Below are 17,061 nucleotides of genomic sequence, written 5' to 3'. Positions count from 1 at the left end.
GCCAGAGGAGGTGAGCCCTTACCGTTGTTAGGTAAGGGTTTTTTTGTATATTTTAAACGTATTTTTAGTCATATTACTCATTGCTGCGACAGCATTTTTTGTTGTCACTGAATTTGCGATTGTGAAAATTAGAGGCTCTAAAATCAATCAGCTGATTGAAAGCGGTGATAAGAGAGCCATTCACGTACAAAAGCTCATATCAAATCTCGACGAATATTTATCCGCCTGTCAGCTCGGCATTACCATCACGGCTTTAGGTTTAGGGTGGCTGGGCGAGCCGACGGTGGAGCATTTTCTGCACCCACTATTTGAGGAGCTGGGGCTTCATTCCGCATTAACCGACATCCTATCGTTTATCATTGCATTTGTGATCATTACGTTTTTACATGTCGTTGTGGGAGAACTTGCGCCTAAAACGATTGCCATTCAAAAGGCAGAGGCGGTCAGCCTTGTGACAGCAAAGCCACTTATCTTTTTCTATAGAGTCATGTACCCGTTTATTAAAGCATTAAATGGGGCGGCACGAGGCATTGTGAAATTATTCGGTTTTCATTCTGTCAAAGAACATGAAGTGGCGATCAGTGAGGAAGAGTTGCGCCTTATTTTATCTGAAAGCTATGAGAAGGGCGAGATTAACCAGTCTGAGTACAAATATGTGAATAAAATTTTTGAATTTGATAACCGAGTGGCGAGAGAGATCATGATCCCTCGTACAGAAATTTCAGCTATAGAGATTGAACAGACGCTTGAAGACGTGACGCATTATATGCTAAACGAAAGATACACACGCTACCCCGTCATTAAAGAAGATAAAGATCATGTGGTTGGTGTTATCAATAGCAAAGATGTGTTTAAAGCGAGTTTCCTGAATCAAGATGTGACGATTGAAGACTTAATGCGTCCGGTCATTCGTGTGATTGAAAGTACACCTGTTCAAGAATTGCTTATTTTGATGCAAAAGGAACGCATTCATATGTCAGTGCTCGTAGACGAATACGGAGGAACAGCCGGGCTTGTCACAGTAGAGGACATATTAGAGGAAATCGTGGGCGAAATTCGAGATGAATATGATCAGGACGAAACACCTCATATCGTTAAAAAAGGTGACTTCCACTATGTAATGGATGGAAAAGCCTTGATTGATGAAGTAAATGATTTATTGGATTTAGCGATAGAGAATGATGATGTTGATACAATTGCTGGCTGGATGATGACACATAAATTTGATATTGAGATTGGAGATACGATTGAAGCAGAAGGCTGTGAATTTACCATCATAGATGCGGAAGACCATCATATTCGGACCATTGAAATCAAAAAGGTCCACTTTTCTTAAAAACCTCGTCACGCTTGACGAGGTTTTTTTACTTGGTAAACTTTAGGTGGGAGAATGTCTTCCACCGATCAACAGTGATTGATTCCACATAAAAAGGGTATGGTTTTATAGAAATGACAAAAAGGAGCCGCTCATATGAAAAAAATCAATGTACAAACAAATAGACGCGATGAGATGGTCGACGTGACGAATGAGGTCCATCAATATGTTAAGGAAACAGGTATTCAAAACGGAAGTGTCATCGTCTACTGTCCCCATACGACAGCAGGGATGACCATTAATGAAAATGCAGACCCAGATGTGAAACGAGATATGCTCCGGAGGCTTGACGAAGTCTTTCCGTGGGAACATCCGAAGGACCGCCATATGGAAGGAAATACAGCCGCTCATATGAAAGCGAGCTATATGGGTGCTTCGCAGCATGTTCTCATCCATCATGGTGATCTTGTCCTTGGCACATGGCAGGGAATTTATTTCTGTGAGTTTGACGGGCCGAGACATCGCCATTTTTATATACAGGTGTCATCAAACGAGTAAGAGATGGGGGAAATAAATGGGGGATTTCACGAAATTACTGCAAATCAAATATGGGATTATCCAAGCACCAATGGCAGGAGGTGCCGTGACACCGCAGCTAGCAGCTGCTGTTTCGCAATGCGGGGGACTTGGCAGTTTGGCAAGTGGATATGTGCAGCCTGACCATTTGAGGCAGCAGATCAAACAGGTCAAACAGCTGACAACTCGCCAGTTCCAGGTCAATGTATTTGTACCAGAGCCAATTTCTGAAGTCAAAAAAGAGGATGTGGCATTTTGGGAGAAGAGACTGCCAGTACGACCAGTAGCTGATAGTCTGCCGAGCGAAGAGGAATTGTGGCATGATTTTGAACAGAAAATCAACATTCTTTTGGAACAAGACGTACCGGTCGTTTCCTTTACCTTCTCTTGTCCAAATGAACAAACGATAGAACGTTTAAAACAAAAGGGGATCTTTTTAATCGGAACCGCCACTACAAAAGAGGAAGCACTGCTTTTAGAGGAAAAAGGAATGGATGCCATTGTTCTGCAAGGAAGTGAAGCAGGAGGTCACCGCGGTACCTTTTTACCTGCAAAAGGAGATGCCCTAGTGGGACTCTTTAGCCTGATCTCTGACGTCAAGCTGCTCTGTCATGTGCCATTGATCGCCGCAGGCGGGATTACAGATCGAGCAGGTGTAGAAGCCGCTCTAGCGCTTGGAGCGGATGCGGTGCAAATCGGCACACGATTTTTAGCCAGTCAGGAAAGTGCTGCGGCAGACGTATACAAAAAGGCGATTTTACAGGCAGAAAGCAGTGAAACAAAGATCACGAGGCTTTTCTCAGGGAAAAGAGCAAGAGGTATTGTGAATCAGTGGATGGAGGAAGAAAGACAGAATGAAGATAGGGTTCTTCCTTATCCGGTTCAGCATGTATGGACGACACCGATGCGAAAAGCAGCCGCTGCGGCGGGAAACCCTGATCAAATGGCTCTTTGGGCAGGACAGGGCGTTGGCCGTATTCACTCGATTTTAACCGTTGAGGAGATCATGCATGAACTGACGCACATATAAAATCATCTTGGGTGGTGTGAAAGGGTGGACATTTTAAAACATTCATACCGAAAAAAAGGCCAAATTGAATTTTGGTTTGATGAATTTCCGCACTCTCCTGCCGTCCTTACGCCCATTCGTCATTACTATTTTGTTCGTTATGTAAAATGGAGCTGGCATGATCCGCCGGTCACAAGAAAAGACTTAGAAAAAATGGAGATCCTTGCGAACACGATGCTTGGCACGCTGCAAGATTATCGAAATCGCAAGGCATACAAAAGCCCCTTGTCATAACCACTAGACAAGAGGCTTTTTTTAGCTGCCAAACATTTGCCTGAGATAAATCACATCCATCCGGGTGGTCTGCGGCAATAGATAAGCAGATTGAACAGCACCTGGCCGCCTTCTCTTATTTAATCTATCGATAATTTCGGCCGCTGTTAAAATCCCAAGTCCATGTCCGTAATATTGATCTTCTCCTAAGTAAATCACATTTTCCCCACGCCACTGTGACTGCTGATAGCTAAACTCTGGATTCTCGAAATATAAGCAATCTCCATAGATAAAGTCATTCCCGCGCTCTGTATAAATCGACAATGTATCATAATGCCAGTCATACAGGGTTAAACTGCGAAGCCTTCGGTTAAACTTCTCGTCTCCTACCGTTTGCAAGACGCCCATATAAAACACGATGACAATGGCGGTGGCACATTCAAAGGCATATTGTGAGCCATTTTCAAAAATGTCTTTAATGCCTCTAGATGGTTCGACTTGATAGCGCAGCTCTAGTGCTCCTGCTTCAGATACGCGCCAAAAGGCGTCATTTGCACGAGACCTTTGAAAGATGGCAAATGAGGCACCACTTTTATGCAAATCTCTTGCAGCATTCATAATGTTCGATCTCAAAGTGACCTCAAATAACAAATCAGATGCTTGCCTGAAGCGGAATGTATCGTTTGAGGCTTGTAACTGCATCAAAATGATCCGCTTTTGTCCTTCTAGCTGAAATGAAGCCAGCTGCTCATTTGTTACTGGCTGTCCTGAAAGGATAATCATATGAAAAGCGCCCCCTTTTGTATTAGCGTATGCAGGGTGCTTGGGCAAGGAATCAATTTGTGGAAATAAACAAAAATGCATCCTTTTTATTTGAAAAACATGAAAATAATATGAAGATGTCCGATATATAACATATCGTTTAAAAGGAGGAAAAACATGAAAAATGCAATAAAATGGTTGAAAAAACCATCGATTTCTAAGAGGCTGATTATTTCATTCACTCTCGTTCTTGTCTTGCCAATTATTACACTCAGTACGATTTCATATCAGATTGCCAAAGAAGAATTAGATCATGAAATTATGTATGGAGCAAATGCAAGAGTCAATGAACTGAATGACATGATCGAGCAAAAGCTTTTGAATAAGGAAAATGCAGTCAAACTATTTACCGAAACATCCAGTGCTGCAGATTTTAAAAAGAAAAACCAGGACGAACTGTATGAGCATTTTGAAATATACAGTAAAATCAATGAAGATGATGTGGTTGGGTTTTATGCAGCAAGTAAAAAACGTGACTTTATTCAGTTCCCTAAAGTAGACATGCCAAAAGGCTATGATCCAACGACTCGTGACTGGTATAAAGCAGCAATGCAGGACGAAAAAGGTGAACCTGTGGTCACCAATCCATATATCTCTGCCACAACAAATGGAATGGTTGTCACAATCGCTCAGCGTCTGAAGGACGGATCGGGAGCCATTGGGATTGATATTGATGTACAGGATATTGTCGATAAAATCAAAGACATTAAAATTGGACGAGAAGGATATCCAATTATTGCAAATAGAAATAAGCAAATTGTAGCTCATCCAGAAGAAAAATCAGGCTCTGCAGTTACAGAGAACATTTCATCAATCCTTTACAGCGGCAAAGAAGGAACATCAACTTATGAGAATAAAGGAGAACAAAAACGCCTCGTTTTTGTGACAAATGATTTAACAGGTTGGAAAATTGCTGGAACGATGTTTGTATCAGAAACAGAAGAAGCAGCACAGCCAGTTTGGAATTCTGCCATTATTCTTTTAATTTCTTCTTTTATCCTTGGCGGTATTGCGATCTTCTTTATCGTTCGCTCCATCACAATTGGACTTCGAAAGCTTGTTGATTTCTCAGAAAAGGTGAGCGAAGGTGATTTAACCGAAACCCTTGAAACCAAATCGAAGGATGAAATTGGAGATCTCACAAGAAGCTTTAGCAAGATGAGTGAATCTTTACGTGAAGTCATTCGAGCGGTTCAGCAGTCTGTCGACAATGTGGCATCCGCTTCCGAGGAGCTGACGGCAAGTGCCAGCCAAACAAGTCAAGCAACCGAGCATATCACAATGTCGATTGAACAATTTTCAAATGGAAATGAAGCACAAAACGAGAAAGTCGAATCTAGTACGAATCAGCTTGTGGCAATGAATGAAGGATTACAAGGCATGTCACAAACGTCATCAGAAGTGGCTTCTGTCTCACTTCAATCGACAGAGGCAGCTGGTCAAGGCGGCCGAATTGTTGAAAGCGCAGCGAGCCAAATGAAACATATTGATACATCTGTACAAGAGGCAGAACAAGTCATGAAGCAATTAGAATATAAGTCTAAAGATATTACGAGCATTTTAAATGTCATTAACGGCATTGCAGATCAAACGAATCTTCTTGCGTTAAATGCAGCCATCGAAGCAGCTAGAGCAGGCGAATCAGGACGCGGCTTCTCTGTCGTGGCAGAAGAAGTGAGAAAACTAGCTGTTCAATCGGCAGACTCAGCGAAAGAAATAGAAAAGCTCATTCAAGAAATTGTGTTAGAAATTGCTAAATCTCAAGATATGTTCAAAACGGTCAATCGAGAAGTACATGCAGGACTTGGTATGACAGAAGAAGCAAAAGAAAGCTTCCAGAACATTTATGAGGCGGCAGAAGGAATGTCGAAAAAACTGACGCAATTAAACGATACAGCCATTGATCTATCGAGCGGTTCGAAGCTGGTTTCACAAGCTATGCAGGAGATGCGCCAAGTCTCTAGAGAAAGTGCGGCAAACATTCAAGATATTGCAGCTTCTGCTGAAGAGCAGCTGGCCTCTATGGAAGAAATATCATCTTCTTCAGTGACACTTGCAAACATGGCAGAGGAACTAAAAGAGCTCACAAGTCAATTCAAAATTGATTAAAAAACGATGAAAAAATACCCAGAATTGTCTGGGTATTTTTTTTATGTTTAAACAGCATGTCTAGCCTGTAAAATTAAACCTTTCATCCGATAATAACTTTAGAGAAGTAAAGGGGGAAAGAGAAAATGGGGAAAATGATCCAATGGTTAAAAAAACCATCCATTTCAAAAAAATTAATTATGGCTTTTTTGGTAGTCCTTATCCTGCCAACCACTGCACTGACAATTAGTGCGTTTTTTACATCAAAGACAGAGCTAGACAAACAGATTATGGGCAGTGCAATGAGTCAAGTCAATGCATTTGATACTTTAATCAATGAGAATATAGGAAATAAAGCAGATGCTGTAGCTCTGTTTACAGACTCACTTAAAGCGTCTAATCTTCAAGAAAAAAATAGAAATACGACCATTAAAGAATTGCAGCAATTTGGAAAAATTAATGAAAAAGATGTTTCTGCTATCTATGCAGGCTCCGAAAAGGGACTGTTTATGCAATATCCTGTTCAAAAGATGCCTGATGGCTACGATCCGAGAGAGCGTCCATGGTATCAAGAAGCACTCAATGCAGAAAACGGCAAACAAGTCATCACAAAACCATATGTAGCAGCCTCCACAGGCAAAATGGTTATCACGATTACTCAAAAAATGAAAGATGGTTCAGGTGTTATTGGACTTGATATGGAAATTGACACCTTGATTCAAAAGTTAAAAGAAATCAAAATTGGGCGAAAAGGCTATGCTTTCATCATGGAGAAAGATAAAACAGTGTTAGCAGATCCGACCCAAAAGTCAGGAAGTCAGGTCAATGAGAATCTGGCAAATATTATTTTTAAAAACAAAGAAGGAAGCGGCAGTTACACACTCAAAGGAATAGATAAAAAGGTTGCGTATGTGACCAATGAATTAACCGGCTGGAAAATCGGTGGAACGATGCTCGTATCAGAAGTAGAAGATGCAGCAAAGCCCGTTTTCAATACAGCCCTTATTGTGTTCAGTGTGACACTTATCGTAGCAGGTACCCTCATCTTCTTTATCGTCCGCTCTATATCGAAAAGATTATCCAACCTTGCCCGCTTCTCGAAAAAAGTCAGCGAAGGTGATTTACGAGATAAGCTTCAGATCCAATCAGATGACGAAATTGGTCAAGTTGGAAAAGGCTTTAATACAATGATAGACTCATTAAGAACCCTAATTGGTGCCGTACAAACCTCAGTTGAAAATGTCGCTTCTTCCTCAGAAGAACTGACAGCCAGCGCAGGGCAAACAAGTAAAGCAACAGAGCATATTACACTAGCCATTGAACAATTCTCAAATGGAAATGAAAGTCAAAATGAAAAAGTCGAATCTAGCTCAGACGAGTTAGAGGAAATGAACCGTGGCCTTCAGCACATGAATGAGTCGGCTGAATCCATTACTGCTTCATCGATCAAATCAACAGATATCGCAGGGGAAGGCGGACAGCTTGTCGAAAAAACCGCTTCTCAAATGAATGTCATTGATCAGTCCGTGAAAAAAGCAGAGAATGTCATCAGCGCTCTTGAAAGTAAATCAAAAGACATTACACAAATTCTAGGTGTCATCAATGGTATCGCCGACCAAACAAATCTACTTGCGCTAAATGCAGCGATTGAGGCAGCAAGAGCTGGGGAATCTGGCAGAGGCTTCTCCGTTGTAGCTGAAGAAGTAAGAAAACTGGCTGTTCAATCAGCCAATTCGGCGAAAGAAATCGAGAATTTGATTAAAGAAATCGTTCAAGACATCGATGTATCACAGGAAGTATTCACTGCAGTGAATCGAGAAGTTCAATCAGGCTTAAGCTTCACTGAACAAACAAGAGTGAGCTTCCACAATATTTTCGAAATGACAAAAGAAATTTCTGACCAGCTTCAAACAATGAATCAAACAGTTGTCCAGCTTTCAAATGGCTCTGCACATGTGTCAGAGGCTGTCCGTGAGATTGCAGACGTCTCACGTGAAAGCTCCGCAAACATTCAAGACATTGCGGCTTCAGCGGAAGAACAGCTCGCATCTATGGAAGAAATCAGCTCCTCCTCTGCTACGCTTTCATCAATGGCAGAAGAATTGCGTGATTTGATCAGCAAATTTAAAGTCGAATAGACAAAATGAAAAGAGCCCTTCAGCTAAAGGGCTCTTTTTCAATTGAATAAATCAAAAGAAATAGGTAAATTTACTCATTTTAATTGGATTTCGAACATTATCCCTTGAAAAATAATTCGTATTACCTAAGAATAGAAGGGAAAGACCACAAATCATAATTCAAAAGGAGTAGAGTCATGAAAAAAATCAACTTTTTTAAGCATTTTACAATGTCCAAGAAATTAATTACTGCATTCTTAGCGATTCTCCTAGTGCCAATTCTCGTATTGGCAGCATTTTCTTATGAAGTGGCATCAAAGTCTCTCAATGATGAGATTATGTCTAGTGCTGCAAATGGTGTTCAGCAATTAAACGAACTCATTAATAAAGATGTACAGCCTAAAATTGATATCGTTTCTTATTTATCTAAATCGGTGAAAAAGAGTGAATTGACTTCTAAAAACAAGGATTTACTTAAGGTGAAATTAGAGCAATTATCGGAAACAGACGAAGATGTTGTGGAAGTATTCATTGCAGATCAAAATGGTAAACTAACCGAATATTCCGAGATTCATAAAAGGAGTGGAGCGAGCGCAAAAAACGAACCATGGTTTCAACAATCGATGGGAGATAAGAAACTCATCATTTCAGATCCTTTTGTCGACAAGTCATCAGATGACCTGCTCATCACAATATCAGAACAGTTAGCAGATGGATCTGGTGTAATTGGGATCAATATGCGCTTGAACACGATCATAAAAGATACAAACAGTATCAAAATTGGTAAAGAGGGCTATGCGTTTGTCGCGACTCCAGATCAGCATTATATTGCCCATAAAACAGACAAGCCTGGGGAGAAATTGACAGGTGATTTCATCACAAAATTGTATGATGAAAAACAAGGCAACTTTAAATATGAATACAATGGACAGCCGAAGCAAATGTTTTTTGACACAAATGAAGCAACAGGCTGGAAGCTTGCTGGAACAATGTATGTTGGCGAAATTCAAGAAGCTGCACAGCCAGTTCTCGACTTAACAATGATCATACTGGCAGTTGCGATTGCCATAGGCGGAATCGCGATTTATTTTATTATTAAATCGATCCGAAAGCCACTGATAGCGCTCTCTGAATCGGCTGAAAAAATCAGTCAGGGTGATCTGACACAGCATATTGAAGTTCGTACGCATGATGAAATCGGCAAGCTTGCGCAGAGCTTTAACGAGATGTCATCAAAGCTGAAACAAGTCATTCAAGCTGTTCAAAATTCCATTGAAAATGTGGCCGCCTCCTCTGAAGAGTTAACAGCTAGTGCGGGACAGACCGCTCAAGCGACTGAGCATATCACATCATCTATTGAACAGTTCTCAAACAGCAATGAACATCAAAATGATATGATTGAAAAAAGCTCAGTCCAGTTGAATGAAATGGATCGCAGCTTATCCGATATGGTCGATACGACCTCTCATATGATGGAATCGTCGATTGATTCGAGCAAAACGGCTCAGGCCGGTGGAGAACTTGTTCAAAAAACAGCAGGGCAAATGCAAACCATCGAGCAGGCAGTGAAAGAAGCAGAGCTTGTGATTCAAGGCTTAGAGCAGAAATCAAAAGATATTACGAACATTCTGGGTGTCATTAACGGCATTGCCGACCAGACCAATCTCCTAGCTTTAAATGCTGCGATAGAAGCCGCTCGGGCAGGAGAAGCAGGCAGAGGTTTTTCTGTTGTTGCAGAAGAAGTTCGTAAGCTGGCAGAGCAATCAGGAAGCTCTTCAAAGGAAATTGAAAGCTTGACGAACGAGATTGTAGAGGAAATTGAAAAATCACAGAACATGTTTAAACAAGTAGCAGGTGAAGTACAATCTGGATTAAATATTACAGATGAAACGAAAGTCAGCTTTGAGAAAATTACCGATAAAACATTAGAAATGACAGAACAAATGAAACAAATGAACGGAACGGCTAAAGAACTTTCGCATGGCTCAAATGATATTTCACATGTGGTGAATCAAATCAAAGAGCTTTCACGAGAAAGCTCTGCAGGCTTCCAAGATATCGCAGCATCCGCAGAAGAACAGCTGGCATCTATGGAAGAGATCAGCTCATCCTCTGCTACGTTATCTCAGATGGCAGAAGAGCTAAGAGAGCTCATTAAACAATTTAAAATATAAGAGTATAGGGAAGCACCTGACGTTTTGGCATCAGGTGTTTTTTCCATTCAATACATATAATTTGGGTATTTTGGTCTTATTTAGACTTTAATAAGTTAAAAAAGTAAACAACCTAGTAGTACTTCCGATATATATACTATCTTACTAAAAGGAGTTTTCTTTTTTATGAAATTCATACAGTATTTCAGGAAGCCATCTATTTCAAAAAAGCTCGTATTCTCTTTCTTATTTATTCTCTTATGCCCGATCATTGTGTTGGCATTCTCTTCTTATCATACGGCCAGCACTTCCTTAAATGATCAAATCATGCAAAGTGCAAAGGAGAACGTCGAGCAGCTAGATAAAAATATTACGAAGGTTGTGAAAGTGAAAACAGACGCAGCCGATTTCTTTAGCAAATGGATCACGGAGAAAAAGCTTAAGCAAAAAGGTACGACAGATATTCAAGGACGCTTTGAGCAGTTCATGAGTATGAATGATGACACAGAAGGCATTTTTGTCGCTTCAAGTGATGGCAAAGTGTTTTCGAGATATCCTAACAAAAAAATGCCTGCTGACTATGTCGCAACGGAGCGGGATTGGTATAAAGACGGCTGGGAGAAAAACGGAGAGCTGTCTGTTTCAGCACCGTATCCAACAGCTTCCACAGGTACGCTTGTGGTCACCATCTCTAAAAAGTTAGAGGACGGATCAGGCGTCATTGCAATGAACTTAGACATTGCGAATCTCGTAAAAGAATCAAATAGCATAAACATTGGGAAACAAGGCTATGCCTTTATCGGAAGTCCGGATCGTACCTTTGTTGCCCATCCTACGAAAAAAGCTGGAACAAAATTATCTGGTGAGTGGCTAGAAAAGCTTTATTCACAAGATGAAGGTTCTATGAGTTATATGTTTGAAGGAAAAGAAAAGCAAATGGAATTTACCACAAACAAAGCGACGGGCTGGAAAATTGTCGGTACGATGTTTGTGACGGAAGTCGAAGAAGCTGCACAGCCAGTCTTTAACATGGCCGCTATCATTTTAGCTGGTGCGCTCATCATTGGCGGGATTCTGATCTTCTTGATCATCCGTTCCATTACAAAACCACTTTCTATACTTGTCTCTTCTTCAAAGAAAATCAGTGAGGGAGATTTAACAGAAAAAATTGATGTCCGGTCAAAAGATGAAATTGGACAGCTAGGCACAAGCTTTAATGAAATGAGTGAGTCATTAAGAGATGTCATCCAAGCTGTACAAACATCTGTAGAAAACGTGGCTTCTTCATCTGAAGAACTGACGGCAAGCGCAGGTCAAACAACACAAGCAACTGAACATATTACATCATCTATTGAAACATTCTCAAACGGCAACGAAAATCAAAGCGAAATGGTGGAGCAAAGTGCGGCTCATTTAAAACAAATGAATGAGGGACTGAACGAAGTCGCAGAAACATCTGATGTCATCACAGCGTCATCTATTCAATCAAGAACAGCCGCGGAATCAGGCGGACAGCTTGTGGAGCAAACCGTTGGCCAAATGAAGACGATCGACCATTCAGTGAAAGAAGCTGAAGGGGTGATCAACGGGCTAGAGCATAAATCAAAAGATATCACAAGCATCCTAGGCGTGATTAACGGCATTGCGGATCAAACGAATTTACTTGCGCTCAATGCAGCCATTGAAGCAGCACGTGCAGGTGAGTCAGGCAGAGGCTTCTCTGTTGTTGCGGAGGAAGTGCGTAAACTTGCAGTTCAATCATCAGATTCAGCAAAAGAGATTGAAAAGCTTGTGAAAGAAATCGTATCTGAAATCGAAACATCTCAAAATATGTTCAAATCAGTAAATGAAGAAGTGAAGAATGGTCTTTCCATTACAGATCAAACGAAAGAAAGCTTCTCACAAATTAATCAGCAAACAGCCGAAATCGCTACAAGAATTAATGAAATGAATACAACAGTACGCGAGCTTTCAAAAGGATCTGAGCAAATTTCTAAAGCAGTGAATGAAATTGCAGATGTATCACGGGAGAGTTCAGCAAGCATCCAAGATATCGCTGCATCTGCTGAAGAGCAGCTTGCTTCTATGGAAGAGATTAGTTCTTCCTCTACGACTCTTTCCCAAATGGCGGAAGAATTACGTGATTTAATTAAAAAATTCAAGATCAGTGAATAAGGTCAAGTGGTTCTCCTCAAGGGGAACCGCTTTTCTTTTTAAGCGGTCATCTCGTACAATAGAGGAAATCGAAAGAATAGGAGAGATGTTATGCGTTTAGCAAATAAGAAGGTCATTGCGTTTGTCAGTGATGATTTTGAAGATTTAGAGCTATGGTATCCGGTTCTGCGTTTAAGAGAAGAAGGGGCAACTGTGCACCTTGTAGGAGAAAAAGCAAATCATGAGTACACTGGGAAGTATGGTGTGCCGGCTGTATCTGATGCAGATTTTTATTCCATTCAAGCGGATGAATATGATGCTGTGCTTGTCCCTGGAGGGTGGGCGCCAGATAAACTGCGCCGTTTTCCAGAAGTGTTAAATATCGTACGTTCATTTGATGAAAAGGCAAAACCAATCGGGCAAATTTGCCATGCTGGATGGGTATTGATTTCAGCAGGAATCCTGCAAGGAAAAAAAGTGACAAGTACACCTGGTATTAAAGATGATATGACAAATGCTGGGGCAGACTGGTTTGATGAAGCAGTCGTCATAGATAGACATCTCGTCTCGAGCAGACGTCCACCGGATCTTCCTCCCTATGTGAAAGCATTTGCTGATGTATTAGCGGCAAAATAAACTATGGATCCAAAATAAACAAAGGGCGAATTTGCATCTCATGTTCGCCCTTTGTTCATCATTTCATGCCCCATTCATTTTATCTATCGGCAGGAAACCTCACGCCCATTTGTTTTCTCGCCTCGTCCATGACGGACATAGTTTGAACAGATAAGGCAAATGTATTGATTGGAGACTGACTCATTCCTTGCTGAATACACTCAATAAAATGACAGATTTCATAATACATGGCTGGCTGGTCATCTTTGAGAGAGATGTCGGTTTGGTGTCCTTGCCGATCATGGATCGAGATATGTGAAGGACGATGGAATTGATCAATCACCATCGTCGCATCCTCTCCTTGAATTTCTGCAGATAAATGAGACGTTGAAATTTTAGAATGAAAAAGGAGTGCTTGATGTCCGTCATATTGCATAAGGACAGAGCCGCTTCCATCTACACCAGAAGAAAGCTTATAACCTCTCGCGGTGATTTGATTCGGCAGACCAAATAAATAGATCGCCGGGTAGACGAGATACACACCAATATCCATTAAAGAACCATTCGATAATTCAGGCTTAAAAGCATTTGGAATCTCGCCATTTCGGTAGGCATCGTATCTTGAGGAATATTTACAGTAATGAGCGACCACTTGCCGAATGGGTCCAAGCTGATCAAGATGCTGTTTGATTTGAAGGAAGTTGGGCAGAAATGTCGTTTTCATCGCTTCCATCAAACACACTTGATGTTTCTTCGCTGCAGCAATCATTTCTTCTACTTCTTTTCGGTGAGAGGCAAATGGTTTTTCGCATAATACGTGCTTTTGGTGCTCCATCATCAACATGGCCTGCTCTTTATGAAGGGCATTTGGACTCGCAATATACACGGCATCAAACGCATCACTTTCTGCCATTTGATGTAAGTTCGTAAAAACTGTATCAATACCGTATTTTTCGGCAAATGCCTGGCCTTTTTCAGCGGATCGTGAATAGACGGCTGTACATGTAAAATCAGCTATTCCTTCACCGGCCTGTAAGAATCGATCTGTAATCCAGTTCGTTCCGATGACAGCAAATCGAATCATGTCGTTCCCTCCTTCTGCTTTTCTCTGATTATACATCCTTTGAAAGCGTTTGTAAGAAAGAACATTCTTTTTATTGAAAAGCGGATGAAACCTTTATATAGGCTGGTTCGTCTTACATAAAGGATATAAATGTACGAGAAGTGGGTAGTTTCTTCCTTCATTCGGGTAATACTCTGATAGAAGGGAGAGGAGGAAACGACCATGAAGCGCGTCCTGCATATAGGAAGTACATACGTCTTTGCGCTTTTATTCATAGCAGGCGGTATTTTTCATGTGGTAGAGCCAAGCGGCTTTGCCCGTATGATGCCAGGCTGGCCATTTCCATATGTAATGGTCTATGCGACGGCATGCCTAGAATGGCTGCTGGCTGTCTTGCTGCTTTTGCCAAATGTCAGGATCGCAGCAGCAAAAATCATTGCTGTCTATCTTGTCCTCATTTTCCCTGCAAACTTATTTGCTGCACGAGAGGGAATTCCATTTCCAGGTCAAGAAAGCACAGAGCAGTCTTTGCTATGGATAAGACTGATAGGACAGCCCATTCTGTGTCCATTGCGAAATGGGAAAAAAAGCTGAAACAATGACCACTATATCATGATCAGGTAGTGTACAATTTATTTATAAAATAGCCCGAGTTTGGAGGAACGATATGAATTCTATGCAAATGTGGAGCAGTCGATTTAGAAAATTTTTTCTTGATAACAAGTTTGTTCTCTTTTTACTCGTCCTGCTATTAATCGGATTGAATATCCTTGTTTTCATGAAAACATCCTTTATTTTCACACCGCTCATTGTACTCATCAAAACGATTGCCTTACCGATTATTTTAACGGGGGTCGTGTATTATTTATTAAATCCGATTGTCAATTTGTTAGAGAGGTTTAGAGTTAAACGAATCTTTTCGATTTTGCTTTTATATATTGTCATTATTGGCGTTATAACAGTGACGATTGTGTCTATTATTCCTTTTTTACAAGCACAAATGATGAGCCTGTTTCATAACCTTCCGAAATATGTTGATACGGTAGAAGATCAGATTAGACAACTAACGGGAAGCAACTTTATTAATCAAGCGCAAAAAAACATGAATTTTAACGTCTCTGAATTGGTGAGCAAAGCGTCAAGTCAAGCGACGAAAATTTTGGAAAGTACCTTTACCGGAGTGGGGACGTTCATAGGGGCGCTCACTGAAATCATCATCTCGATCGTGACCGTTCCGTTCATTCTGTTTTATCTATTAAAAGACGGCAAAAAATTACCTGACTATTTCTTGAAATTTATTCCGAATAAGTTTAGAGAACATACTCATATCGTGCTTCACGAAATGAACCATCGCCTGAGCTCTTATATTCTCGGACAAATCATTGTCAGCTTCTGTATTGGTGTTCTTCTTCTAATTGGCTATCTGATTATTGGACTTGACTATGCGTTGCTGCTGGCAATCATTGCGGCATGTACAAGTGTGGTGCCATACCTTGGTCCAACGATTGCGATTACACCAGCGATTGTGATTGCACTTGTGACATCACCAGTGATGCTTTTAAAACTAATCATTGTCTGGACAGTGGTTCAGCTCATTGAAGGGAAATTTATTTCACCTCAGGTCATGGGGAAAAACCTTCATATTCATCCGATCACGATTATCTTTGTTCTCTTAACAGCAGGTAAATTGTTCAGCGTAGTCGGTATCATTGTTGCGATTCCGACATATGCCGTCCTGAAGGTCATCACGACCCACTTGTTTGATTGGTTCAAAATGCGATCCAATTTATATAAAGAAGAAAAGGTTTAATGTCATAATCTTTTTTTGAAAAAAATATAGTATCATAAAGACGAGCTTTCGATGAAGGAAGCTTGTCTTTATGTGGACATAGATGGTTGCCTGTTCAAAAGATCAGAATTGAAAGGAAAGAAAATCATGAATCTATGGGATTTATTCGTGGCACTGGTTTTAGGAATTGTCGAAGGATTAACAGAGTATGCACCTGTCTCGTCTACAGGTCACATGATCATTGTCGATGATCTATGGTTAAAATCAAAGGAAATCATTACGCCAGAGGCGGCAAACACTTTTAAAGTCGTGATTCAGTTAGGCTCTATTTTAGCTGTCATGATTGTGTTCAAGGATCGGATTTTGAACTTGTTAGGATTAAAGAAAAATATCACTGAAGAACAAAAGCGCAGCGGGCATAAACTGACCATTGCTCAAATCGCAGTAGGACTCGTCCCAGCCGTCATTTTAGGATTCTTATTTGAAGATTATATTGATAAATACTTGTTTGACGTGAGAACAGTTGCAGTCGGTTTGATTTTAGGCGCAGTGCTGATGCTTGTCGCTGACTGGATCAATAAACGTAAAACAGAAACAAGCTCTGTCGATAACATGACGTACAAACAGGCGCTTTATATCGGGCTGTTTCAATGTTTGGCGTTATGGCCAGGCTTCTCTCGCTCGGGTTCGACGATCGCAGGTGGGGTTATTCTTGGTTTGAATCACCGTGCGGCTGCTGACTTTACATTTATCATGGCGATGCCGATTATGGCGGGCGCAAGCTTTTTAACACTTGTGAAAAATGCCGAATATTTAACAACAGACATGCTGCCATTCTTTATCGTCGGGTTTGTGAGTGCATTTGTTGTGGCTCTCTTCGTTGTTCGATTCTTCCTAAAACTGATCAATAAAATCAAACTGGTGCCTTTTGCAATATACCGAATAATCCTAGGTGTGATTTTATTTATCCTATTCATGTAATGCTGAAAACTACTCTTATTAAAGAGTAGTTCAGACCGTAGACAAACCCCACCTTTACTTCAAGTAAAAGTGGGGTTTTCACATTTTTTTGATAAAAACATCATGT

General features: G+C 40.8%; 14 protein-coding genes and 4 pseudogenes. 16 read left to right on the top strand and 2 right to left on the bottom strand.

Annotated elements, in window-relative coordinates:
* Positions 1-43: 43 nt before the first annotated feature.
* From SB660_RS09450 to SB660_RS09435, 4 genes are all read left to right on the top strand, one after another.
* Positions 44-1,336 (top strand): hemolysin family protein, encoded by a 1,293-nt coding sequence (locus SB660_RS09450; RefSeq protein ID WP_058013820.1) that lies wholly within the window; start codon positions 44-46, stop codon positions 1,334-1,336.
* 135 nt (positions 1,337-1,471) lie between these two features.
* A complete protein-coding gene (locus tag SB660_RS09445; protein WP_410582286.1) occupies positions 1,472-1,873 on the top strand; it encodes a secondary thiamine-phosphate synthase enzyme YjbQ in 402 nt (133 codons plus the stop codon).
* Positions 1,874-1,889: 16 nt separating this feature from the next.
* Entirely contained in the window at positions 1,890-2,921 is a 1,032-nt protein-coding gene (locus SB660_RS09440) for a nitronate monooxygenase (RefSeq protein ID WP_410582284.1), read from the top strand.
* Positions 2,922-2,945: 24 nt separating this feature from the next.
* Positions 2,946-3,194, top strand: a complete 249-nt coding sequence (locus tag SB660_RS09435; protein ID WP_058013823.1) for a hypothetical protein — start codon at positions 2,946-2,948, stop codon at positions 3,192-3,194.
* A 21-nt stretch (positions 3,195-3,215) separates the two neighbouring features.
* Here SB660_RS09435 and SB660_RS09430 read toward each other — a convergent pair whose 3' ends face one another.
* Positions 3,216-3,956, bottom strand: a complete 741-nt coding sequence (locus SB660_RS09430) for a protein-glutamine gamma-glutamyltransferase (protein ID WP_180310185.1) — start codon at positions 3,954-3,956, stop codon at positions 3,216-3,218.
* 156 nt (positions 3,957-4,112) lie between these two features.
* Between SB660_RS09430 and SB660_RS09425 the strand changes: the two are divergent.
* The 9 genes and pseudogenes from SB660_RS09425 to SB660_RS09385 all read left to right on the top strand — a co-directional run.
* Positions 4,113-5,162: pseudogene (locus SB660_RS09425) on the top strand (cache domain-containing protein); the annotation flags it as partial.
* A complete protein-coding gene (locus SB660_RS09420; RefSeq protein WP_410582545.1) occupies positions 5,154-6,104 on the top strand; it encodes a methyl-accepting chemotaxis protein in 951 nt (316 codons plus the stop codon). The pseudogene SB660_RS09425 and the gene SB660_RS09420, both read left to right, overlap by 9 nt.
* A 125-nt stretch (positions 6,105-6,229) precedes the next feature.
* Positions 6,230-7,276, top strand: a pseudogene (locus SB660_RS09415) (cache domain-containing protein); the annotation flags it as partial.
* On the top strand, positions 7,271-8,221 hold the full coding sequence (locus SB660_RS09410; RefSeq protein WP_370339308.1) for a methyl-accepting chemotaxis protein: 951 nt from the start codon (positions 7,271-7,273) through the stop codon (positions 8,219-8,221). The pseudogene SB660_RS09415 and the gene SB660_RS09410, both read left to right, overlap by 6 nt.
* A 176-nt stretch (positions 8,222-8,397) precedes the next feature.
* Positions 8,398-9,435, top strand: a pseudogene (locus SB660_RS09405) (HAMP domain-containing protein); the annotation flags it as partial.
* Complete coding sequence (locus SB660_RS09400; RefSeq protein WP_410582542.1) at positions 9,427-10,374, top strand: methyl-accepting chemotaxis protein; 948 nt, start codon at positions 9,427-9,429, stop codon at positions 10,372-10,374. The pseudogene SB660_RS09405 and the gene SB660_RS09400, both read left to right, overlap by 9 nt.
* Before the next feature lie 165 nt (positions 10,375-10,539).
* Positions 10,540-11,583, top strand: a pseudogene (locus tag SB660_RS09395) (HAMP domain-containing protein); the annotation flags it as partial.
* Positions 11,575-12,528 carry a methyl-accepting chemotaxis protein gene (locus SB660_RS09390; RefSeq protein ID WP_371869441.1) on the top strand — a complete coding sequence of 318 codons (954 nt, stop codon included), beginning with the start codon at positions 11,575-11,577 and terminating at the stop codon, positions 12,526-12,528. The pseudogene SB660_RS09395 and the gene SB660_RS09390, both read left to right, overlap by 9 nt.
* Before the next feature lie 90 nt (positions 12,529-12,618).
* Positions 12,619-13,143: a type 1 glutamine amidotransferase domain-containing protein gene (locus tag SB660_RS09385; RefSeq protein WP_410582281.1), complete on the top strand. Its 525-nt coding sequence runs from the start codon at positions 12,619-12,621 to the stop codon at positions 13,141-13,143.
* 79 nt (positions 13,144-13,222) lie between these two features.
* Here SB660_RS09385 and SB660_RS09380 read toward each other — a convergent pair whose 3' ends face one another.
* On the bottom strand, positions 13,223-14,206 hold the full coding sequence (locus SB660_RS09380; protein WP_180310190.1) for a Gfo/Idh/MocA family protein: 984 nt from the start codon (positions 14,204-14,206) through the stop codon (positions 13,223-13,225).
* Positions 14,207-14,407: 201 nt separating this feature from the next.
* Between SB660_RS09380 and SB660_RS09375 the strand changes: the two genes are divergently transcribed.
* The 3 genes from SB660_RS09375 (at position 14,408) to SB660_RS09365 (ending at position 16,955) form a co-directional block, all read left to right on the top strand.
* A complete protein-coding gene (locus SB660_RS09375) occupies positions 14,408-14,779 on the top strand; it encodes a hypothetical protein (protein ID WP_410582279.1) in 372 nt (123 codons plus the stop codon).
* A 73-nt stretch (positions 14,780-14,852) separates the two neighbouring features.
* Positions 14,853-15,995 (top strand): AI-2E family transporter, encoded by a 1,143-nt coding sequence (locus SB660_RS09370; RefSeq protein ID WP_410582277.1) that lies wholly within the window; start codon positions 14,853-14,855, stop codon positions 15,993-15,995.
* Positions 15,996-16,121: 126 nt separating this feature from the next.
* Positions 16,122-16,955 carry an undecaprenyl-diphosphate phosphatase gene (locus SB660_RS09365; RefSeq protein ID WP_034660680.1) on the top strand — a complete coding sequence of 278 codons (834 nt, stop codon included), beginning with the start codon at positions 16,122-16,124 and terminating at the stop codon, positions 16,953-16,955.
* Positions 16,956-17,061: the final 106 nt, after the last annotated feature.

Origin of the sequence: Bacillus sp. SIMBA_005, assembly GCF_046535585.1 — a bacterium.
Classification (GTDB): Bacteria; Bacillota; Bacilli; order Bacillales; family Bacillaceae; genus Bacillus; species Bacillus pumilus.
The sequence above is the reverse complement of the archived record's forward strand: the minus strand, read 5'-3'. Positions and strand labels throughout refer to the sequence as shown.

Excerpts from the sequence above, each read along its gene's own strand:
- SB660_RS09400 (WP_410582542.1), top strand. The coding sequence starts at position 9,427 with ATGTCATCAAAGCTGAAACAAGTCATTCAAGCTGTTCAAAATTCCATT.
- SB660_RS09390 (WP_371869441.1), top strand. The coding sequence starts at position 11,575 with ATGAGTGAGTCATTAAGAGATGTCATCCAAGCTGTACAAACATCTGTA.
- SB660_RS09375 (WP_410582279.1), top strand. The coding sequence starts at position 14,408 with ATGAAGCGCGTCCTGCATATAGGAAGTACATACGTCTTTGCGCTTTTA.
- SB660_RS09430 (WP_180310185.1), bottom strand. The coding sequence starts at position 3,956 with ATGATTATCCTTTCAGGACAGCCAGTAACAAATGAGCAGCTGGCTTCA.
- SB660_RS09410 (WP_370339308.1), top strand. The coding sequence starts at position 7,271 with ATGATAGACTCATTAAGAACCCTAATTGGTGCCGTACAAACCTCAGTT.
- SB660_RS09445 (WP_410582286.1), top strand. The coding sequence starts at position 1,472 with ATGAAAAAAATCAATGTACAAACAAATAGACGCGATGAGATGGTCGAC.
- SB660_RS09440 (WP_410582284.1), top strand. The coding sequence starts at position 1,890 with ATGGGGGATTTCACGAAATTACTGCAAATCAAATATGGGATTATCCAA.
- SB660_RS09365 (WP_034660680.1), top strand. The coding sequence starts at position 16,122 with ATGAATCTATGGGATTTATTCGTGGCACTGGTTTTAGGAATTGTCGAA.
- SB660_RS09370 (WP_410582277.1), top strand. The coding sequence starts at position 14,853 with ATGAATTCTATGCAAATGTGGAGCAGTCGATTTAGAAAATTTTTTCTT.
- SB660_RS09385 (WP_410582281.1), top strand. The coding sequence starts at position 12,619 with ATGCGTTTAGCAAATAAGAAGGTCATTGCGTTTGTCAGTGATGATTTT.
- SB660_RS09420 (WP_410582545.1), top strand. The coding sequence starts at position 5,154 with ATGAGTGAATCTTTACGTGAAGTCATTCGAGCGGTTCAGCAGTCTGTC.
- SB660_RS09380 (WP_180310190.1), bottom strand. The coding sequence starts at position 14,206 with ATGATTCGATTTGCTGTCATCGGAACGAACTGGATTACAGATCGATTC.